Source organism: Streptomyces sp. NPDC059679 (assembly GCF_042734105.1).
Lineage (GTDB): Bacteria > Actinomycetota > Actinomycetes > Streptomycetales > Streptomycetaceae > Streptomyces.
The window spans coordinates 141,799-160,854 of the sequence record NZ_JBHWES010000005.1; the positions used below are offsets into that span (position 1 = coordinate 141,799).

Consider the following 19,056-nt stretch of genomic DNA (forward strand, 5'->3'; position numbering starts at 1 on the left):
GGAGGTGTTTTGGGCGTGAGGGTCAGGAGCGGAAGACCGTGGCTTCCTTGGCCGTGGCGCCGATGCCGTTGGCACCCTTGAAGATCCGCTGGCCCCAGCTGGTGAGGGCGGCCGGATCGAAGTTGGTGGTCATGTCGAGGTATTCGACCCCGCCGCTGTTGCCGCTCCAGGACCAGCCCAGACAGCCGAGCCCGAGCGACTGCGCGGTTGCCATGATCGCGTCCTCGTCCGGGTTGCCGTCGGAGTGGTTATGGCCGAACTCGCCGACGACGATGGGCAGTTTGGCGTTGACGAAGCGGGTCAGATAGTCCTTGACCTCGGCCGCGGTGTCGAACACGCCGTACATGTGGATGGAGAAGACCGTGTTGCGGTCCGGGTCGGCGGCCAGCACCGAGGCCGCGTTGTCGCGCATGGTGAAGGTCCAGTCCTGGCCCCAGTTGGGGGCGTCGGCCATCAGCGCGTTGTGGATCCCGGCGCCGCGCAACTTCGCGATGGCGGCCTTGGCGTCCGTGGTCCAGGCGGCGGCGTTGTTGTTGCCGTACGGCTCGTTGCCGAGGTTGACGACGACGTAGTTCTCCTGACCGGCCAGGGCGGAGCGGACACCGATCCAGTAGTCGGCGGCGCGGGCGAGGGTGACCGCTCCGCTCTGTTCGCCGTAGCCCGTGGTGTCATGGGCCTCCAGCACACAGATGAGCCGGTTCTGCTTGCACTGCGCGACGACGTTCGCCACATCGGCCGTGTCGTTCTTCGTCCAGCGGTCCCCGGTGCTCAGCACCACGCGCACCGTGTTGGCCTTCAGGGCCTTGATGTCGGACAGGGCCTTGGTGGTCCTGGTCGCGTACCAGGTGTGGGCGTGGTTGACGCCGCGCATCACGAAGTCGCTGCCGTTGCCCTCGACCAGGCGGCCGTTGCTGACATGTAATCCGGTGGCCGCGTGGGCGGGCGGAGCGAGGGCCAGGACGGACATCAGGACGGCGGCGATGGCGCCGAGTGCGGTGCCGGCGCGGGTGGGGCTGCGCATCATCGACTCCTGGGGGTGCTCGGGGCCCGGTCCGTCAGACCAGGGGTCAGCAGCTTGGTGAGCGCGGGGTACCAGCGCGCGGCTATCTTGTTGTCGCCCGTGGCGTTGGGGTGCACCCCGTCGTAGGTGTCGGTGGCCGTGGAGAAACCGCTCCACTGGTCCACCGCTATCACGGGGGAGCGCGATGTGCTCTTGGTGGCCGCCCATCCGGGGATCTGGGCGTTGAGCGCCGTCACCCGGGCGGCGCACTCCGGACATGAGCCGGGGTTCATGGGGAGGATCTGCGCCACGAGGACCTTCATGTTCGGGTTGCTCTGGCGCATCTGGTCCACGAGCGTGCTGTGGGCGGCCAGGATCCGGTCGGGGGCGATATTGCTCCAGACGTCATTGGTGCCGAAGTGCATGACAACGATGTCCGGATGCGTGGCGGAGAGCCAGCCGGGCAACTGGTTCTGCTGGGCCACGGCCGTCGCCAGGAAGCCGCCGTGGCCCTCGTTGTCGCCGTCGTACGGCACCCCGCAGCCCTGCGGGCCGAGCGTTCCGACGAAGTCGACGGAGGTGTAGCCGGTGCTCTGCAGCTTGTTCCACAGCACCGCCCGCCAGCATCCGGGCGAGCCGGTGATCGAGTCACCCAGCGGCATGATGCGCACCGGCGCGGCGGTCGCGGCGGCCGCGGTGTCCGAAGCGGTAGCCACGGTGTCCGGTGCGGCGGTCGCGGTGTCCGGTGCGGGGCCTACGGGCCGCAGCGCGGTCAGGGCCAGGGTCAGCGCCGGGATGGCCAGGAGTGTTCTCAGAAGCCTCGTTCTCCGCACGGCCGTTCCTCCTCGGCTCGGTGGGGGTATGGGAGCGCTCCCAATCGTGTGTAACCACGTTGCTGAGGTGCGTCAAGAGGCTGGGCGGATGAGAGTGACCGGCCGGTGACGGCCGGTCAGAGTCGTCAGATCCCCCGGGCCAGGGTGCGGCGCGCCGTCTCCGCCATCGCCTCGTCCACCATCCGCCCCTCGAACAACACCGCGCCCTCGCCCCGTGCCTGGGCCGCAGTCACCGCCGCCACCAGCCGCTCGCACCGCGCCAGCTCCTCGGCGTCCGGTGAGAACACCTCGTTGACCACCGCCACATGGGACGGGTGGATCACCGTCATCCCCTCGTACCCCAGCGCCCGGTTCTGCTCAGCGAAACGCCGCAGCCCCGCGAGGTCCGCGACATCCGCCCACAGCCCGGCCACCGGATGCGGGCTGCCCGCGGCGCGCGCGTCCAGCAGCACCCGGGCGCGCAGTGGATGGGTCTCCTCGCCGCCCGGGCTCCAGCGGTAGCCGACCGCGCGCTCCACGTCCCCGCCCGGGGGGGTCAGCGCGCCCAGGTGCGCCACCCGGCCGGCGGCCCGCCCGATGTCGTACGCCTCGCGCAGCCCGCGCGCCGTCTCCAGCAGTGGCACCAGCGCGATCCGCCCCTCCGGCAGGCCCGTCTCGCGTTCGCACCAGGCCAGCAGCCGGTCGGCGATCCGTACGTCGTCGGCGCAGCGAACCTTCGGCAGCACCACCCCGTACAGCCCCGGGCGGGCCACCGCACGCAGGTCCTCGGCCCCCGCCCAACCCGACCCGTGATCCAGAGGGTTGATCCGTACGAGCAGCCGCATCGGCCCCGGTGTCCGCGCCGCCCGCTCGACGGCCTCGGCCACCGCCTCCCGCGCCGCCCCCTTCGCGCCCTGCGGCACCGCGTCCTCCAGGTCGAGGATCGCCGCGTCGGCGCCGGCCGCCTCGGCCTTGGGCAGCCAGCCGGTGCGGCTGCCCGGTACGAAGAGCAGCGAGCGCAGCGGCTCGCGGTCCGAGTCCCGGTCGTGGTCGATGGAGTGGTCAGATGACACCCTGGCCCTCCAGCTTCGCCAGCCGCTCCCCGTCGATGCCCAGCCACTGCCCGTACACCAGGCCGTTGTCCGCGCCCAGCGCCGGGCCGGTGCGCCACACCGCGCCGGGGTTGCGGCGGAAGTGCGGCAGCGCGGCCTGCATCCGGACCGGGCCGAGGTCCGGATCGTCGACGGTGACGACGTCCTCGCGCTCGGCGTAGACCGGGTCGGCGACGATGTCCGCCGCGCTGAACACCCGGGAGGCCACCACCTCGGCGCGTTCGAAGGCCGCCAGGCACTCGTCCGCCGGGCGCGCCGCCACCCACGCGCGCAGCGCGTGATCCAGCCGCTCCCGCCCGGCGTGCTGCGCCTCCACGGTCGCGTACTCCGCCTCGTCCAGGCCCAGCAGCCGCACCACATTGAGCACCGAGCGGGTGGTCGCCGAGGTGACCGTCAGCCAGTCGCCGTCGCCGCTGCGGTAGGTGTTGATGACGGCGGCGGGCGCGACGGCCAGCTGGTTGCCGGCCCGCTCCGGGGCCGCGCCGAGCTGGTCGTACGCGATGATCTGCCACTCCACCAGCCGGAACAGCGGCTCGAAGAGGGCCAGGTCGATCCACTCGCCGTCGAAGTGCGGATCGGTGTCGCGGCGGTGCAGCGCGGCCAGGATCGCGAACGCGCCCATCAGGCCGGTGACCGCGTCCCCGTGCGAGAACCCGGTGTGCACGGGCGGCCCGTCCGGGAATCCGGTCAGATGCACCACCCCGCTGCGGGCCTCGCCCATCTTGCCGAACCCGGGGGCGTCGGCCCGTGAGGAGGTCGCGCCGAAGCCGGAGATCTGCAGCAGGATCGCCCGGGGGTTGACCGCGTGCACGGCCTCCCAGTCCAACCCCCAGGCGCGCAGCCGCCCCGCGCGCAGGGTCACGATCACCACATCGGCCCAGGCGATGAGGTCATGGGCGATCCGCCGCCCCTCCTCGTGGTGCAGATCCAGGGTGACGGAGCGCTTGTTGCGGCCCGCGACCTTGAACCACAGCGGCACACCGTCGCGCCGGGGCCCCATGGCGCGGGCCGCGTCGCCCGTTCCCGGGGGCTCCACATGCACCACATCGGCCCCTTGGTCGGCGAGCATCGCCCCGGCGAGGGGGCCCGCCACGACGTGGGCGAACTCCACCACCTTCAAGCCGGTCAGCTGTCCCTGCTGTCCCTGGGGCGCGCGGCTGTCGTTGTCCATACGGTCCATACGGCTCAGGCTGCGGGGTCGGCCATATGCAGGTCCAGCAATGAACGGGCATCAATTCATGCGGATCTTGCAAGGGTTCGCTATGCTTCGCCGTCCTCCCAGAAGACCCCGTCGGGCAGCCCATGACCCGCGTCGCGGAACTCCTCCAACTGCTCCAGAAAGCGGCGCGCCCCCGGTGGCAGCGCCCGCCGCGCCGGAAGCACCACATGCAGCCGCCGCTCCACCACCGGCTCCACCAGCGGGCGCCGCACCAGCTTCCCCGGGGGCACCAGCGGATGCACCAGGGCGGGCATCGCGGACACCCCCAGCCCGGCGGCGACCAGTCCGCCCACCGTCGCCACGCTCGACGCCTCCGCCGCCGGGTCCGCCGACAGGCCCGCCTGGGCGAAGGCCGCGTCCGTCATCCGGCGCACGCTGGAGTCCGCGCCCACCGCAAGGAACGGTTCGCGGCCCAGGTCCGCCCAGCTCACCTCGGGCTTCTCGGCGAGCGGATGGTGCTCGGGGAGTACGGCGTCGAAGCGGTCGCGGACCAGCGGGCGCAGCCGTATCCCGGCCGTGCGCCGGGCCACGGTGGACACGGCGAAGTCCGCGTCGCCGTCCACGACCCGCTCGAGCACCGGGCGTTCAAGCCCGTCCAGCAGCCGTACGGTCACCTCCGGGCGCCGTGCGCGGAAGGCGGAGATCACCGGGGGCAGCAGCACGGCCGCCACCGAGGGGAGGGTCGACAGCGCCACCTTGCCGCGCTCACCGGAGACATAGCGCCCCAGCTGCGCCAGCCCCGCCCGGTGCGCGGACAGGATCTGGTCCGCGATGCGCAGCGCCTCGGCCCCGGCCGGGGTCAGCTGCACATTGCGGGTGTCGCGCTCCAGCAGCCGCATGCCGAGTGTGCGCTCCAGGTCCGCGACGGCGCGGCTCAACGAGGACTGGGACACATGCATGTCGGCCGCCGCGGCGGTGAAGCTCGCGGCGCGGGCCACCGCGGCGTAGGCCGCGAGCTGGCGCAAAGTGACGTCCATCATGAAGCGGGAGAGTAGACGCGACAGGCGCGCGGGGGAACTGTTGCGCTAAACGCATAGAGAGATCTGTGTTCGATGCTGGACGCGGATCTTTCGCCGCTCGGAAACTCATCGGCAACGCGTCCGAGGTAAGAGAAAGCGAGCGGGCCATGTTGGCAGCATTGGGCTTCTGCACGATCGGCGGCTTCCTGCTGCTCACTATGACCAAACGGGTCTCGGTGCTGGTTGCTTTGGTCCTCACCCCGGTGATCACCGCGGTCATCGGCGGATACGGGGACGATCTCGGCCCGATGGCGCTGGACGGGCTGTCCAAGGTCGCGCCCACCGGGATCATGATCGCCTTCGCGGTGCTCTACTTCAGCCTGATGGTCGACGCAGGCCTGTTCGAACCGCTGATCCGCGGCATCCTGCGGATCGCCCGCAGAGACCCGCTGCGCATCACCGTCGGCACCGCCGTCCTGACGATCTGTGTGGCGCTCGACGGGGACGGCGCGTCGACCTTCCTCATCACCATCTCCGCCATGCTGCCCGTCTACCAGCGCCTGGGCATGAGCCGGCTGGTGCTCGCCGGAGTGGTCGCCCTCGGCGCGGGCGTGATGAACATGGTGCCGTGGGGCGGCCCCACCGCCCGGGCGGCCGCCGCGCTCAAGCTGGACACCTCGGATGTGATCACCCCGCTGCTGCCCGCCCTCGCCGCGGGCATCGCCTGGGTGCTGCTGGCCGCGTATCTGATCGGCCGCCGCGAGCGGCGCCGGCTCGGGGAGCTCGACGCGCCGCGGGCCGAGGCGGCGGTGGTCGGCGACGGCCCCGGTACGCCCCGGGTGGCCACGCGGGCCGGCACCGCGCTGACGGTCTTCAATCTGCTGCTCACCGTCACCCTGCTGACCTGCCTGGTGCTGGAGGTCATGCCGCTGCCCGTGCTGTTCGTCCTCGCCTTCGTGATCGCGCTGCTGGTCAACCACCCCGGCTGGGAGGAGCAGCAGGCCCTGCTGGAGAAGCACGGCAACAGCGTGGTGCTGGTCACCACCATGATCTTCGCCGCGGGGGTGTTCACCGGCATCCTCACCGGCACCGGAATGATCGAGAAGATGGCCCACGCCATGGTCGAGGTGATCCCCGACAGCCTCGGCGGCCATCTGCCGGTGCTGGTCGCGGTCACCAGCATGCCGCTGAGCCTCGTCTTCACCCCCGACGCCTACTACTTCGGCATCCTCCCGGTGCTGGCCGGCACCGCCGACTCCTTCGGCACCGATCCGGCCGAGGTCGCCCGCGCCGCCGTCCTCGGCCAGATGACCACCGGCTTCCCGCTCAGCCCGCTCACCGCCGCCACCTTCATCCTGCTCGGCATGAGCGGCGTACAGCTCGGCGAACACCAGCGGTTCATCTTCCGCTGGGCCTTCGGCACCACGCTCGTGATGACCGCCGCCGCCCTGCTGACCGGCGCGCTGCCGCTGTGACCTCACCTTCAGGAGTACCCGTGCCCAGACCCGTACGCCGGTCGGCCGCGCTCGCGCCGCTGCTGGCCGCGGCGCTCACCGCCGCCCTCGTCCCGGCCGCCACGCCCGCGCCCGCCGCCCCCCGCGCCGGGCTCCCCTCCTACATCAGCGCGCTGAGCTCCGTACGGTACGAGGGAGTCGGCGACGACCTGCTCACCGCCGGGCTCGGCTTCTCCGGGCTGCGCTCCGCCACGCCGCCCGCCCCGGCCGACCCCGACCGGCCCACCGCCGCCGAGCTGCGCCGCCAGGCCATCTGGGCCTCCGCCGGGCTGTACGCCGGACCGGGCGGCGGCCTCGGGCGGCTGTACGGGCCGAACGTCGACCGCGGCCGCCCCGTGCCCGGCGACGGCAAGGTCGCGGGCGTCGAATACCGCGCCGTGGCGGGCAGCGGCTCACACAGCGTCAGCTTCGTCGTCCAGGTCCCGGACGACTTCGACAGGTCCCGCCCCTGCGTCGTCGCCGCGCCCGCCTCCGGCCTCGGCGGCGTCTACAACATGGTGGGCACCGCCGGGGCCTGGGGGCTGCACCGCCGCTGTGCGGTCGCCTACACCGACAAGGGCATGGGCCCGGCCTTCGACGATCTGCACTCCGGCACCGTCATGGCCTACGACGGCACGACCGGCCCCCGGGCGCAGACGGCGGACCGCGCCGCGTTCGACGCCGGGCTGAGCGACGCCGAGCGGGCCCGGTTCGACGCCGAGCGCCCCTACCGCGTCGCGTACAAGATGGCGCACGCCAAGACCAACCCGCAGGCCAGCTGGGGGCGCGATGTGCTGCGCTCGGTGGAGCTGGCCCTCGCTCTCCTCGACCGCGACTGGCGCCGGGGCGCGCCCCGCGCCGGCTATACGCCCGCCACCACCACCGTCATCGCCACCGGGGTCTCCAACGGCGGCGGTGCGGCCGTCGCCGCGGGCGAGGACGACCACGGCGGGCTGATCGACGCGGTCGTCGCCTCCGAGCCGCAGATGAACCTCGCGCCGCTGAACGGGATACGGGTCACCCAGGGCGGGCGCGCGGTGCCGGCCGCCGGACTGCCGCTGATCCGGTACGGCTCCCTCGCCTCGCTGCTCCAGCCGTGCGCCGCGCTCACCGAGCCCACCGCGCCCGGCTACTCCTCCCTGGACACCGCGGCCGCCCACCGCCGCTGCGCCGCCCTCGTCGGCGACGATCCACGGCTGATCTCCCGGCGCGCCGCGAAGCGTGCGGGTCCTGACGGGCTGCCCCGGCTGGCCCAGGAGGCCCTGGTACGCGCCGGATACCAGCCGCAGTCCAGCTATCTCCAGCTCGCGCACTACGATCCGCAGACCCCCGCCTCGTACGCGATGAGCTTCGCCCGAGCCTCGGTCGCCGACTCCCTGTGCGGCTACGGCTGGGCCCGCACCGACGCCTCGGGCGCCCCCGTCCCGTACCGCACCGCCGAACTGGCCGCCGCCTTCGGCACCAGCTCCGGCCGGGCGCCCGCGCCCGGGGTGCTGATCGACGAGAACTCACCGGGCGGGCCCGTCGCCGACGCCAGGTCCCAGGGCCCGGACGGCCGCCACGACTACAACCTGCGCGGCGAGAGCTGCGTCTACCGGCTGGCGTTCAACAAGGCCCCGCGCGCCGAAGGGGAGTGGGCGGCGCGGCTCGCCGAGGGGCTTGACGCCACCCGGCGCACCGGCGATCTGCACGGCAAGCCCGCGCTGATCGTGCACGGCCGCGACGACACCCGGGTCCCCGTCAACCACAGCACCAGGCCCTACCTGGGCCTCAACTCCCGCGCCCAGCACGGCGCGTCCACCGTCGCCTACGTCGAGGTCACCAACGCCCACCACTTCGACTCCACGGCACCCGGCTACGACAACCGCTACGTTCCGCTGGGCTACTACTACCAGCAGGCACTTGACCTGATGTGGCAGCGGCTGGACGGGCGCGGCACGCTCCCGCCCAGCCAGGTCGTACGCACCGTCCCCCGCGGCGGCGAGCCGGGCCACGCCCCGGATCTGACGCCCGCCAACGTGCCGGACATCGCGGACCGCCCGGCCGCCGGGGACCGAGTCAGGATCACGGACGGGACGGTACGGATCCCGGGCTGAGCCTTACAGCGCAGCCGTCACCGCCGGGCGGCCGTGGCCGGCCGCCGGGGTTCGATGACCGTGACCCCGGCGCCGGCCGCCGCCCCCATCGCCATCAGCGCCTCCGGCACCTCGTCGAGCCCGATGGTGTCGGTGACCAGCAGATCCGGCCGCAACGTCCCGGCCTCGACCATCTCCATCATCGGCCCGTACGCGTGCGCCGCCATGCCATGGCTGCCCAGCAGCCGCAGTTCGAGCGCGATGACCCGGTCCATCGGCAGCATCGGGCTCCCGGCGGCCGGCGGCAGCAGGCCGACCTGCACATGGCGGCCGTGCCGCCGCAGGCTGTTGACAGACGCGGCGCAGGTCCGCGGGGAGCCCAGCGCGTCCAGCGAGACATGGGCGCCCCCGCCGGTCGCGTCCGCGACGGCGTCCGCCGCGGACCCCAGGGTCGAGGCCGCGTCCACGCACACCTCCGCCCCGAACCGCCGGGCGAGGGCCAGGGCGCGCGGTGAGATGTCCACCGCGACCACCCGCGCCCCCGCCGCGGACGCGATCATGACCGCGGACAGCCCCACCCCGCCGCATCCGTGCACCGCGACCCATTCGCCGGGGGCCACCCGGCCCTGCGCCACCACGGCGCGGAAGGCCGTGGCGAAGCGGCAGCCCAGACCGGCGGCCGTGGTGAAGGCCAGTTCGCCGCGGATGCCGACCAGGTTCACGTCGGCGTTCTCGATCGCGACGTACTCGGCGAAGGAGCCCCAGTGGGTGAAGCCCGGCTGGGTCTGCCGCTCGCACACCTGCTGGGCACCGTCCGCGCAGGCGCCGCAGCGCCCGCACGCGCAGACGAACGGCACGGTGACGCGCTGCCCGGGGCGCCAGTTCAGGACCTCGGGCCCCACCTCCTCGACCACCCCGGCCAGCTCATGGCCGGGTACGTGCGGCAGCCGGATGTCGGGGTCGTGCCCCATCCAGCCGTGCCAGTCGCTGCGGCACAGCCCGGTCGCCTCGACGCGGATGACCGCGCCGCGTCGCGAGGGAGTCGGATCCTGGACGTTCCGGACCTCGGGCCGGTGCCCGAAGGCATCGAAGACCACAGCGCGCATGGACCCGCTCCCTCGCTCAGCCGCACATGGTGGGGGCCGTAGAACCTACACCACGTTCGACCCCGGGCGACCGGCCCCACCCACCGACGGCGGCTCCGCGCCCGGCCGGGTGCCCCAGGCGGACGGCTCGGTGCCCAGCCGGTGGGCGAGCGAACCGCCGTGGGCGACCGAGGACCAGGGCAGCCAGGTCCGCGGCAGGTCCCGTCCGTTCAGCGACACATCGCGCACATAGCGCCGCTCGTCGCTCGCACCGGGCGCGGTGACGGTGAGCGTGCCGCCCTGCCGGGTTCCGGAGCGGCCGATACGTCCAACACGGACGACCGCCGATTCGAACTGCGGGCTGGAGACGGCCAGGAAGTCACCGCCGCTCATGGTCGGGTAGAGCCCGAGCGAGGAGAAGACGTACCAGGCCGACATGGTGCCCAGATCGTCGTTGCCCGTCATGCCGTCCGGCCCGGTGGTGAACAGCGTCATCGCCGCCCGCACCACGGTCGCGGTCTTCGCGGGCGCGCCCGCCCACAGATACATGTACGGGGCGTGCAGGTCGGGCTCGTTGTTCGGGTTGTACGTCGGCTTGCCGTAGTAGTCGTACGGGGCCGAGATCCAGTCCCGGCGCGCGGTGCCCGCCGGGTCGGTGAGCAGCTTGCCGTAGGCGAAGAAGGAGTCGAGGCGCCGCTCCGTGGCGCGCCGCCCGCCCATCAGCCCGACCAGCCCGGCCGGGTCCTGCGGGACCAGCCACTGGTACTGGTAGGCGCCGCCCTCATGGAACTGGCGGCCCGCCTCCACCGGGTCGTACGGCGTGACCCAGGCGCCGTCGGCCGTGCGCGGCCGGAACTGCGCGATCGAGGCGTCCCACAGCTTCCGGTACCACTGGCCGCGTTCGGCGAACATCCGCGCGTCGGCGCGGTGCCCGAGGCCGCGCGCCATCAGCGCGAGCGACGCGTCGGCGGCGGAGTACTCCAGGGTCGCCGAGGCGGGGTGGACACAGTCGTTGTCGCCGCCCTTGTGGGCGCAGTCCTTGCCGAGCTCGAGCCCCGACGGGACGTAGCCGAGCCTGCGGTAGTGGTCCACGCCGGAGCGCCCGTTATAGGGGGAGTCGGCGGGCGGGGTGCCGGTCGCGTTCCGCTTCAGAGCTGCGTACGCCTCCTCCTCGTGCCCGGCCAGCAGGCCCTTGGACCACGCCTCGACCAGGAACGGGGTCACCGGATCCCCGGTCATGATGTTGGTCTCGCTCTCGGCGAGCGCCCACCTCGGCAGCCAGCCGCCGTCCCGGCCGATCCCGACGACCGACAGCGCCACATCGCGCGCGACCCGTGGCTGCAACAGCTCCAGGAGCTGGTTCTGCGGCCGGTAGGTGTCCCACAGCGAGAAGTTCTGGTACGGCGTGTAGTCGGTGGCGGTGTGTGTCCCGCCGTCGAAACCGGTGTAGCGGCCGTCCACGTCTCCGGCCAGGTTCGGATGCAGCTGGGCGTGGTAGAGCGCGGTGTAGAAGGCGCTGCGCCGCTCCGGGGTGCCACCGCCGATCCGCACCGAGTCCAGCTGCCGCTCCCAGGTGTCGCGCAGCTTCGCCCGCGTGGCGTCGAAGTCGTGACTGTCGGCGGTCTCCGCCGCCAGGTTCTTCCGGGCACCGTCCGGGCCGGTGTACGACAGGCCGACCTTGACCACGACGTCCCGGTCGGCGGTCGCGTCGAAGGTGGCCCATGCGCCGTTGCCGCCCTCCCCGGCCGCCTCCCGGGAGCCGGGGGTGGCGGTGGTGCCGCGCCAGGTGCCGTACGAGGAGAAGGGCCGGTCGAAGGTGGCGGTGAAGTAGACGGTGTGCTCGTCCTTGCCCGCGCAGAAGTTTCCGGCCCGCACCCGACCCTCGACGGTGCGGTCCCCGACCACGCGCACCTCGGAGTCGAACACTTTCTGGTTGGCCTTGCCGGTGTTGAACAGGACGTTGGCCGCGCCGGTGGCCGGGAAGGTGTAGCGCTGCCAGCCGGTGCGCTCGGTAGCGGTCAGCTCGGCGTCGACGCCGTAGCGGGAGAGCCCCACCCGGTAGTAGCCGGGGGTGGCCTCCTCGTCGTCGTGGGAGTAGTCGGAGCGGTAGTGCTCCGGGTCCACATCGGTCACCGGGCCGGTGGTCGGCATGAGCGGCAGCTCACCCGCCACACCGCAGCCGACGCCGGACAGATGGGTCTGGCTGAAGCCGTAGATGGTGTTCTGCGCGTAGTCGTAGCCGCCCTGTCCGCCGGTGTCCGGGCTGACCTGGACCATGCCGAACGGGGCGCTCGCGCCGGGGAAGGTGTTGCCGAAGTTCTGCGTGCCCACGAACGGGTTCACCAGCGCGGCGGGCTCATCCGCAGCGGCCGCCGCCGCGCCGGGCGGTCCGAGCAGACCGCCGAGGAGGAGTGCGGCCGCGGTCAGCGGGGTGACCGCTCTCGCCGCGCGCTTACGTATCCGACCGACCAGTGGTCTCAAGGGGGACCTCCGTTGACAACGTTGTCCGGCCATGGGTGCGTGGACCCTAGCACGGGCGCCGCGCCCGGGGGAGTACGGCGAACGAAGCCCGTGCCAGGGGCGCGAGACTCTGCTCAGCGGTTGTGCCGTTGGCCCTCCGCCAGCTGGCGGGTCGTACGGTCGGCCCCGGAGTTGCGCTGGGCCACCGCCGCCAGGCTCGGGAAGAGCCCGCCGAGCGCGCTGCCCAGGCGCAGTTCGAGCGGCGCGATGTTCACCTCGGCGCGGTCCCGCTCGATGGCGCGCAGGGTCGCCACCGCCACCTGGCGGACGGAGACCGTACGGACACCGGGGGGCGTGGTGGCGCCGGAGTCCGCGAACATCCCGGTGTCGCGGACGAACCCCGGCTGCACCACCGAGACCCCCACCCCGGTGCCGTGCAGATCCTGGCGCAGCCCGAGCGCGAAGCCGCGCAGCCCGAACTTGGACGCGTTGTAGAGCGCCGCCCCGGGGGAGGCGGTACGGCCCGACAGCGAGCCGATCATCACGATGTGGCCGGAGCCGGACGCCACCATCCGCGGTGCCAGTGCCCTGGCCAGCTGGAGCGGGGCGCGCAGATTGACCTCCAGGGCGCGGTCGACCTCGTCGGGGGCGTAGCCGAGGACTTCACCGCTGGACGGCAGCGCCGCGTTCGCGATGAGGATGTCGGCATCGGCGGCCTCGGCGATCAGGTCGTCCACCTGAGCCCGGTCGGCCAGATCGGCGACGATGGCCCGGGCGCCCAGCCGGTCGGCCAAGGGCCGCAGCACCTCCTCGCGGCGGCCGGTGAGCAGCAGCTTGGCCCCCCTGGCCGCGAGGGCGCGGGCCAGTGACTGCCCGATGCCTCCGGTCGCTCCGGTGAGCAGGACGGTCGCGCCGCCGATCCGCATGCGTGTCTCCTCCGCGTAGTGGGCTTGTCGGGGTAGTGGCCGTACGGCCGGCCCGTACCGGACGAACGGTACTGCCCTGCGGGGGCGCGGCTCATGTCAGCGAGCCGAAGGGGCACGCCGAGTCCCCCGTCACGACCGCCCGGGGTCCATGCCGCTCACCCGCGCGATGGCCTCCACCTCCATCCGGTCGCGCTCCTGCTCGGCCCCGAAGTCCACCACCAGCCGCAGGCCGTGCGGCCCGAGCAGACTGGTCAGCTCCTCCAGCTCCCGGCTGAGGGCGGGGGTGAACCGATCCTGGTCGCGCGGGGAGAACGCCACGTCAACACAGCCGCTGCCGCCGTCGCTGCCACCGTCGCGGCGGTGCACGATGGCGTCGTTGATGCCACGGAGGATGCGCAGCAGGAGGTCGTACGAATCGGGGTCCAGACGGTTCTGGAGCTCGGCCAGCCGGTGGGCGAACTGCTTGGCGCGCTCCAGGAAGTGCTCTTCGTCCATGACGCCATCGTGACGAAAACCCGTGCCATACGCGTCAGTTACAGATGATTTTACGGTCGACTCTAGATATTGCCGGTGATTGTGCTGTTCAGCCCGTACACTCGGCGGGCGTTGCCCGCGGCCACCAGGGCCGCCACCCGCTCCGCGTCCGCCGCGCTCCAGGCGCCGTCGCGGACCCAGCGGGCCAGAGTTGCGTCCAGGGCCTCGCGGAAGAGCAGCGCCCCGACCGCGTACAGCTCGGGCAGTCCGTAGGCGTCGGTGGAGAAGAGCACCTTGCCGAAGGGGGCCACCTCCAGCACCTCGGCCAGCACCGCCCCGGCCCGCGCCCCGGTGTGCGTCAGGGCCAGGCCCACATCGGCGTACACATGCGGATACACCGCGGCCAGATAGGCGGCGCCGCGGTGGTACGGATAGCCGTGCAGCAGGATCAGCGGGCACCCGGTGGGGCGCACGGCGCGGATGAAGTCGGTGAGCAGCAGCGGGTCGCAGCGGTCGAGGCGCAGATCGGGGTCGCCGAACCCGGTGTGCAGCTGCAGTGGCAGGGCGGTGCGCGCGGCGGACCACAGCAGATGGCGCAGCAGCACCGGATCGGCGAGCCGCGCCGCTTTCGGGTCGCCGCCGTCGGTGCGGGTGGCCCGGGCGGCCAGCCAGCGGTCCGCCGCCGCGCGGAGTGCGGCCGGTGCGGGCGGTGTGGGCGCGAGGTCGAGACCGTAGCGGTAGGCGGCCACCGACTTGAACCCGGCGGCGGTGAGCGCGGCCCCCTGTACGGCGCCGTCGAGCGTGGCGAGGAAGGAGTCGGCGGTCCGTGAGGCGTCCGCGACCCGTTCGGCGAGGTGTTCCAGGCGTACGATCTCGCGCGCCGCGCCCCCGGCGGCTTCGGCCACTTCCTGAGGGCTCATCAGATCCCCGGGCAGCCCGGTGTCCACCAGAAACTCGGTGATACCGGCGGCGCGCAGCAGCCGCCGGGTGGCCTCCGCCGCGCCCAGCTCGCGCCGCCGGGCCAGATAGCGCTCGGGCGGGCAGTGCGGCGGAAGGCCCAGCAGCGGCGGGCACCAGCGGCGCACCGCGAATCCGAGCTGGGTGTCGAAGTAGCTGGTGCCGGGCGCGGCGGGCGCGTCCGACTCGGTCAGATACGCCTCGAACGCCGCGGCGTCCGGCTCGCCGCGCAGCAGGCCGTGGCAGTGGTGGTCCACCAGGGGCGGGCGGGGTCGCGCCGCGCCGTGGCCGGACATGGCTCAGTACCTCCAGCGGGTGGCCGCGGCGATGTCCTGCGGGCTCGCCCCCTCGAACAGCTCGGCCTCGGCGCGGCGCACGGCGGCGATCGACTCGAAGAGCGGATCGCCCAGCGCCTCGCGGAGCGTGTCCGAGGCGTCGAAGTGTTCCAGGGCGGCGGGCAGCGAGGTCGGCAGCCGCTGCTCATGGCCCTCGTGCACCGGATCGCCGGCCACCGGAGGGGGCAGCGTCAGACCGGAGTCGAGCCCGGCGAGCCCGGCGGCGATGACCGCGCCCGTCAGCAGATACGGATTGGCCGCCTGGTCGACACACTTGACCTCGGCGTTGGCCCCGCTGGGGTCCTCCGGCGCCCCCGCCACGAAGCGCAGCGCGGCCTCGCGGTTCTCCAGCCCCCAGCACTGATACGCCCCGGCCCAGCGGGAGGGCTCAAGACGCAGATAGCTGGCGGGCGAGGGGGCGCCGATGGCCAGCAGGGCGGGCAGCGCGCGCAGCACACCGGCCAGGAACGCCTCGCTGGTCGCCGTCATACCGCACGGCCCGTCCCCGTCGCGGCACAGATCGCGCTCGCCCTGCCACAGGCTCAGATGCAGATGGCCGCCGTTGCCGACGGTGTCCGGGGTGACCACGGGCGCGAACGACGGCGCCAGGCCGTGCTGTGCGCTCACGCCCCGGATGGTCTGGCGCACCAGCACGGCGAGATCGGCCGCGCCGACCGGGTCGGCGGGCGCCACGGACACCTCGAACTGCCCCTGCGCGTACTCGGGATGAATCTGCAACACCTCGACCCGCTCGGCCTGGAGGGCGTCGAGCACATCCGCGAGATAGTCGGAGAGATCCACCAGGCGGCTCATCCCGTAGGCGGGCCCGGCGGTGGGGTAGCGCGGCTCCGACTCCGGCGCGCCGGCGGTGGCGACGACCCACTCGGTCTCGAAGCCCATGAGCACCCCAAGGCCGCGCTCCCGGGCCCGCTCGGCCATCCGGTGCGCGAACCGGCGCTGGCATACGGGGTGTTCCCGCCCGCTCACGTCGTACCGGTCCGCCGGGGCCCAGGCCCAGCGGGGCTGGGCGGCCAGCGGGGTGAGCCGGTCGAGGTCGGGGAAGAGCCGCAGATCGCCGTCGGGGCCGCCGATGTGGCGGCTGGTGGTCATGGAGTCGTCCACCAGGAAGACGTCGAAGACGGGGGACATGCCGACGCCCCACTGCGCCGCGTGTTCGAGCCGGGCGGTGGGCACGGCCTTGACGCGGGTGAGTCCGGCGTTGTCAACCCAGGTCAGCGCGGTGCCGACGATCCCCTGGGCGGCCAGCTCCCCGGCCGCCTCGCGCGCCCGTGCCCGAGCCTGTGCGCGGTGTTCGGTGTCCACGGGCGGCTCCTGTCCGGGGTGTGCTCATCCGGTCTGTTCGCGGGTCCTCGAGGTCTAACGCGCGTGGCTCACAAGCGTTACGATTGATGACATGTCCAGAACAAGTCCGGAAACCTTACACTCGGGAGCCGACCAGTGATCAAACGCAGGACCGTACTCGCCGGCACCCTGGGCCTCACCAGCGGCCTCGCGCTCGGCACCGCCGCGGAAGCGGCCCCCGCCGACTGGTCCCGGGCCGTGGTGGACTCCACCATCGCCCGCAAGCCCGACCCGAAGTCGCTCGGCGGCTGGGGCTACACGCAGGGGCTGTTCCTCTACGGCACCCACCGCGTGTACCAGCGGGTCAAGGAGCCGTCCTACCTCGCGTACATCAAGGGGTGGGTGGACACTTACGTGGACGCGGGCGGCCACATGGACCACAGCTTCAACAACCTCGACGCCATGCAGTCCGGCAACCTGCTGCTGATCCTGCACAAGGAGACCGGCGACCCGCGCTACCGCACCGCCGCCGACCAGATCCGCACCCGCATCACCACCTATCCGCGCACCTCCGACGGCGGTATGTGGCACGCCACCAGCAAGACCAACGAGCTGTGGGCGGACGGGGTGTTCATGGCCCAGCCGTTCCTGCTGCGCTACGGCATCGCGTACGGGGACGAGACCTACGCGTACGACGAGGTCAGCCGCAACCTGGCCGTGTACTTCACTCACCTCAAGGCGTCCAACGGGCTGCTCTACCACGCGTACGACGCGGACGGCGACGCCCCCTGGTCGCCCAACCCGGCCACCGGGACCTCCGCCCACCACTGGGCCCGGGCCATCGGCTGGACCGCGATGACCCATATCGAGGCGCTGGATCTGCTGCCCGCGGACCACCCCCGGCGCGCCGAGCTCATCGCCAACGTGCAGCACCTGGCCAAGGGGTTCGTCCGCTACCAGGACCGGAGCACCGGCCGCTGGTTCCAGGTGGTCGACAAGGGGAGCGAGTCGGGTAACTGGACCGAGACCTCGGCCTCCAGCATGTACACCCTGATGCTGCACGCGGCGCTGGAGCGCGGCTACATCGCCGGCGCCGACTATGTGTCCGCGGCTCGCAGGGGCTATCAAGGTGTCCTGAAGAAGGTGAAGGTCAACTCCGACGGGCTGACCGACATCACCGACATCAGCGAGGGCACCAACGTCGGGGATCTGGCCTACTACTTCGGACGCAAGCGCAACACCAACGATCTCCATGGCCTGGGCGCCTTCCTGCTCATGAACGAGCAGCTCGCGTACTGACCGCCCGCACGGTCGCGCTCCGCGGCGGATCGCGGAGCGCGACGTGAGGTGACGTGTCCGGGCGCCGGTGGCGGAGACTACTTCAGCTCCACCTGGAACACCTTGTCCGCGCCGTCCGGTTCCCCGCCGTTGTTGTCGGCGTTGGTCGTGGACAGCCACAGGGTGTTCTTGCCCGGGACGGTCTCGACGGTGCGCTGCCGCCCGTACTCGTTGATGTAGTACGCCTTCGGGGTGCCCGCGGATGTGCCGTCGACCGGGATCCGCCACAGCCGCTCGCCCTTGAGCGCCGCCATGTAGAGCGCTCCGTCGGCGTAGGTGACACCGCTGGGTGACGCCTCGCCGGTCGACCACTGGCGCTTGGGGTTGGTCATGCCGGAGGTGGAGCAGCTGCCCTCGCAGGTCGGCCAGCCGTAGTTCTTGCCCGGCTCGATGAGGTTGAGCTCGTCGTACTTGCTGTTGCCGAGCTCGGCCTCCCACAGCCGCCCCGCCGAGTCCCAGGTGAGGCCCTGTGGATTGCGGTGGCCGTAGGAGTAGACCAGGGTGCCGAATGGGTTGCCGGGGGCGGGCTTGCCGTCCGTGGTCATCCGCAGGATCTTGCCGTTGAGCGCGTTCTTGTCCTGGGCGAGGTCGGATGTCTGGGCGTCCCCGGCGGTCGCGTACAGATAGCCGTCCGGGCCGAACTTGAGGCGTCCGCCGTTGTGGTACTTGTTCTTCTTGATGCCGCTGACCAGTGTGGTGTACCCGCTCAGCGAGGAGCCGTCGAAGGTCATCCGGGCGATCCGGTTGCCCTCGGACGCGGTGTGCATGAGGTAGACGTAGTGGTCGGTGTTCCAGTTCGGGGAGACCGCGATCCCCAGTAACCCGCCCTCGCCGCTGGTGGTCACGACGTTGGGCACCGTGCCGACCTGGGTCTTGGTGCCCGACTGGGTGAGCTTGGACACCTTGAACGAGTCCCGCTCGGTGATCAGCGCCGATCCGTCGGGGAGCCAGCTGAGCCCCCAGGGGATCGACCAGCCGGACGAGACGGTCTTGATACTGGACGGTGCCGAGTCGACTCTGTCGGACGAGGCGTTGCCCGTGCCGGCCGTTCCGACCAGCAGCCCGGCGGCGAGTGCGGCGGCGGTGGCCGCCACCACGAGTTTCCGATGGCTCTTCATCGCGCGTCTCCTCCTACTGGAGCTTGTACGCCTTGAAGTTGCGGGTAAGCAGGTAAGTCGTCTGGTGAAGCTGGTGGTCGCGTCCGCGCTGGCCCCGACGCGGGGCTCCACTTGAGGGTGTGCAGCAGTCGTTCGATTGGCCTGAAGATCCTGGGTGTTCCTGGGCGGGCGACGCCGCCTTTTATGGATCGCCCGTTCGATACGTTCATGCGATTGGGTGGGACGTTCGGTGGAGCTGTTGCCGGTGGGGGCGATGGCGCTACGGTGCAGTTCTGGCCGCGAATCTTCATACCGTGTCGGCCTGCCAACAGAACAGGGAGCGGACTCCATGGCTCCCATGAACCGAACGCCCCGCGCCCGGGAAGCGGCGTGGGGTCCCTGCCCCGGCCGG

General features: G+C 72.2%; 15 protein-coding genes. 3 read left to right on the plus strand and 12 right to left on the minus strand.

Going from position 1 to position 19,056, the window contains the following annotated elements:
- Positions 1-22 precede the first annotated feature (22 nt).
- The 5 genes from ACFV2X_RS08595 to ACFV2X_RS08615 form a co-directional block, all read right to left on the minus strand.
- A complete protein-coding gene (locus tag ACFV2X_RS08595; RefSeq protein WP_385613174.1) occupies positions 23-1,021 on the minus strand; it encodes a glycoside hydrolase family 5 protein in 999 nt (332 codons plus the stop codon).
- A complete protein-coding gene (locus ACFV2X_RS08600; RefSeq protein ID WP_385613177.1) occupies positions 1,021-1,833 on the minus strand; it encodes an SGNH/GDSL hydrolase family protein in 813 nt (270 codons plus the stop codon). The genes ACFV2X_RS08595 and ACFV2X_RS08600 overlap by 1 nt, the downstream gene beginning before the upstream one ends.
- Before the next feature lie 125 nt (positions 1,834-1,958).
- Complete coding sequence (locus tag ACFV2X_RS08605) at positions 1,959-2,885, minus strand: HpcH/HpaI aldolase/citrate lyase family protein (protein ID WP_385613180.1); 927 nt, start codon at positions 2,883-2,885, stop codon at positions 1,959-1,961.
- Positions 2,875-4,104, minus strand: coding sequence for a CaiB/BaiF CoA transferase family protein (locus ACFV2X_RS08610; RefSeq protein WP_385613182.1), 1,230 nt, complete (start codon positions 4,102-4,104; stop codon positions 2,875-2,877). The genes ACFV2X_RS08605 and ACFV2X_RS08610 overlap by 11 nt, the downstream gene beginning before the upstream one ends.
- An 80-nt stretch (positions 4,105-4,184) precedes the next feature.
- Entirely contained in the window at positions 4,185-5,120 is a 936-nt protein-coding gene (locus tag ACFV2X_RS08615; protein WP_385613476.1) for a LysR substrate-binding domain-containing protein, read from the minus strand.
- A 149-nt stretch (positions 5,121-5,269) separates the two neighbouring features.
- Here ACFV2X_RS08615 and ACFV2X_RS08620 point away from each other — a divergent pair, with 149 nt between their 5' ends.
- Positions 5,270-6,577 (plus strand): CitMHS family transporter, encoded by a 1,308-nt coding sequence (locus tag ACFV2X_RS08620; RefSeq protein ID WP_385613185.1) that lies wholly within the window; start codon positions 5,270-5,272, stop codon positions 6,575-6,577.
- Positions 6,578-6,597: 20 nt separating this feature from the next.
- A complete protein-coding gene (locus ACFV2X_RS08625) occupies positions 6,598-8,691 on the plus strand; it encodes a 3-hydroxybutyrate oligomer hydrolase family protein (protein ID WP_385613187.1) in 2,094 nt (697 codons plus the stop codon).
- Positions 8,692-8,708: 17 nt separating this feature from the next.
- Here ACFV2X_RS08625 and ACFV2X_RS08630 read toward each other — a convergent pair whose 3' ends face one another.
- The 6 genes from ACFV2X_RS08630 to ACFV2X_RS08655 form a co-directional block, all read right to left on the minus strand.
- On the minus strand, positions 8,709-9,776 hold the full coding sequence (locus ACFV2X_RS08630) for a zinc-dependent alcohol dehydrogenase family protein (RefSeq protein WP_385613190.1): 1,068 nt from the start codon (positions 9,774-9,776) through the stop codon (positions 8,709-8,711).
- Positions 9,777-9,821: 45 nt separating this feature from the next.
- Positions 9,822-12,269 (minus strand): GH92 family glycosyl hydrolase, encoded by a 2,448-nt coding sequence (locus tag ACFV2X_RS08635; RefSeq protein ID WP_385613192.1) that lies wholly within the window; start codon positions 12,267-12,269, stop codon positions 9,822-9,824.
- Between the two features lie 80 nt (positions 12,270-12,349).
- Positions 12,350-13,141, minus strand: a complete 792-nt coding sequence (locus ACFV2X_RS08640) for an SDR family oxidoreductase (protein ID WP_089510148.1) — start codon at positions 13,139-13,141, stop codon at positions 12,350-12,352.
- Positions 13,142-13,270: 129 nt separating this feature from the next.
- Positions 13,271-13,636: a hypothetical protein gene (locus ACFV2X_RS08645; RefSeq protein WP_385613196.1), complete on the minus strand. Its 366-nt coding sequence runs from the start codon at positions 13,634-13,636 to the stop codon at positions 13,271-13,273.
- A gap of 62 nt (positions 13,637-13,698) precedes the next feature.
- Complete coding sequence (locus ACFV2X_RS08650; protein WP_385613199.1) at positions 13,699-14,868, minus strand: amidohydrolase family protein; 1,170 nt, start codon at positions 14,866-14,868, stop codon at positions 13,699-13,701.
- A gap of 3 nt (positions 14,869-14,871) precedes the next feature.
- Positions 14,872-16,230, minus strand: coding sequence for a glutamine synthetase (locus ACFV2X_RS08655; protein WP_385613202.1), 1,359 nt, complete (start codon positions 16,228-16,230; stop codon positions 14,872-14,874).
- A gap of 135 nt (positions 16,231-16,365) precedes the next feature.
- On the opposite strand from ACFV2X_RS08655, the gene ACFV2X_RS08660 reads away from it, so the two are divergent.
- Positions 16,366-17,508: a glycoside hydrolase family 105 protein gene (locus tag ACFV2X_RS08660; protein WP_385613205.1), complete on the plus strand. Its 1,143-nt coding sequence runs from the start codon at positions 16,366-16,368 to the stop codon at positions 17,506-17,508.
- Positions 17,509-17,585: 77 nt separating this feature from the next.
- On the opposite strand, the gene ACFV2X_RS08665 is transcribed toward ACFV2X_RS08660, so the two are convergent.
- Positions 17,586-18,665, minus strand: coding sequence for a PQQ-dependent sugar dehydrogenase (locus ACFV2X_RS08665; RefSeq protein WP_385613207.1), 1,080 nt, complete (start codon positions 18,663-18,665; stop codon positions 17,586-17,588).
- Between the last annotated feature and the right edge of the window lie 391 nt (positions 18,666-19,056).

What these genes read in the sequence shown, in the direction of transcription:
- ACFV2X_RS08595 (WP_385613174.1), bottom strand. Translation starts at nt 1,021, where the DNA reads ATGCGCAGCCCCACCCGCGCCGGCACCGCACTCGGCGCCATCGCCGCC.
- ACFV2X_RS08610 (WP_385613182.1), bottom strand. Translation starts at nt 4,104, where the DNA reads ATGGACCGTATGGACAACGACAGCCGCGCGCCCCAGGGACAGCAGGGA.
- ACFV2X_RS08615 (WP_385613476.1), bottom strand. Translation starts at nt 5,120, where the DNA reads ATGGACGTCACTTTGCGCCAGCTCGCGGCCTACGCCGCGGTGGCCCGC.
- ACFV2X_RS08620 (WP_385613185.1), top strand. Translation starts at nt 5,270, where the DNA reads ATGTTGGCAGCATTGGGCTTCTGCACGATCGGCGGCTTCCTGCTGCTC.
- ACFV2X_RS08630 (WP_385613190.1), bottom strand. Translation starts at nt 9,776, where the DNA reads ATGCGCGCTGTGGTCTTCGATGCCTTCGGGCACCGGCCCGAGGTCCGG.
- ACFV2X_RS08635 (WP_385613192.1), bottom strand. Translation starts at nt 12,269, where the DNA reads ATGGCCGGACAACGTTGTCAACGGAGGTCCCCCTTGAGACCACTGGTC.
- ACFV2X_RS08640 (WP_089510148.1), bottom strand. Translation starts at nt 13,141, where the DNA reads ATGCGGATCGGCGGCGCGACCGTCCTGCTCACCGGAGCGACCGGAGGC.
- ACFV2X_RS08645 (WP_385613196.1), bottom strand. Translation starts at nt 13,636, where the DNA reads ATGGACGAAGAGCACTTCCTGGAGCGCGCCAAGCAGTTCGCCCACCGG.
- ACFV2X_RS08650 (WP_385613199.1), bottom strand. Translation starts at nt 14,868, where the DNA reads ATGTCCGGCCACGGCGCGGCGCGACCCCGCCCGCCCCTGGTGGACCAC.
- ACFV2X_RS08665 (WP_385613207.1), bottom strand. Translation starts at nt 18,665, where the DNA reads ATGAAGAGCCATCGGAAACTCGTGGTGGCGGCCACCGCCGCCGCACTC.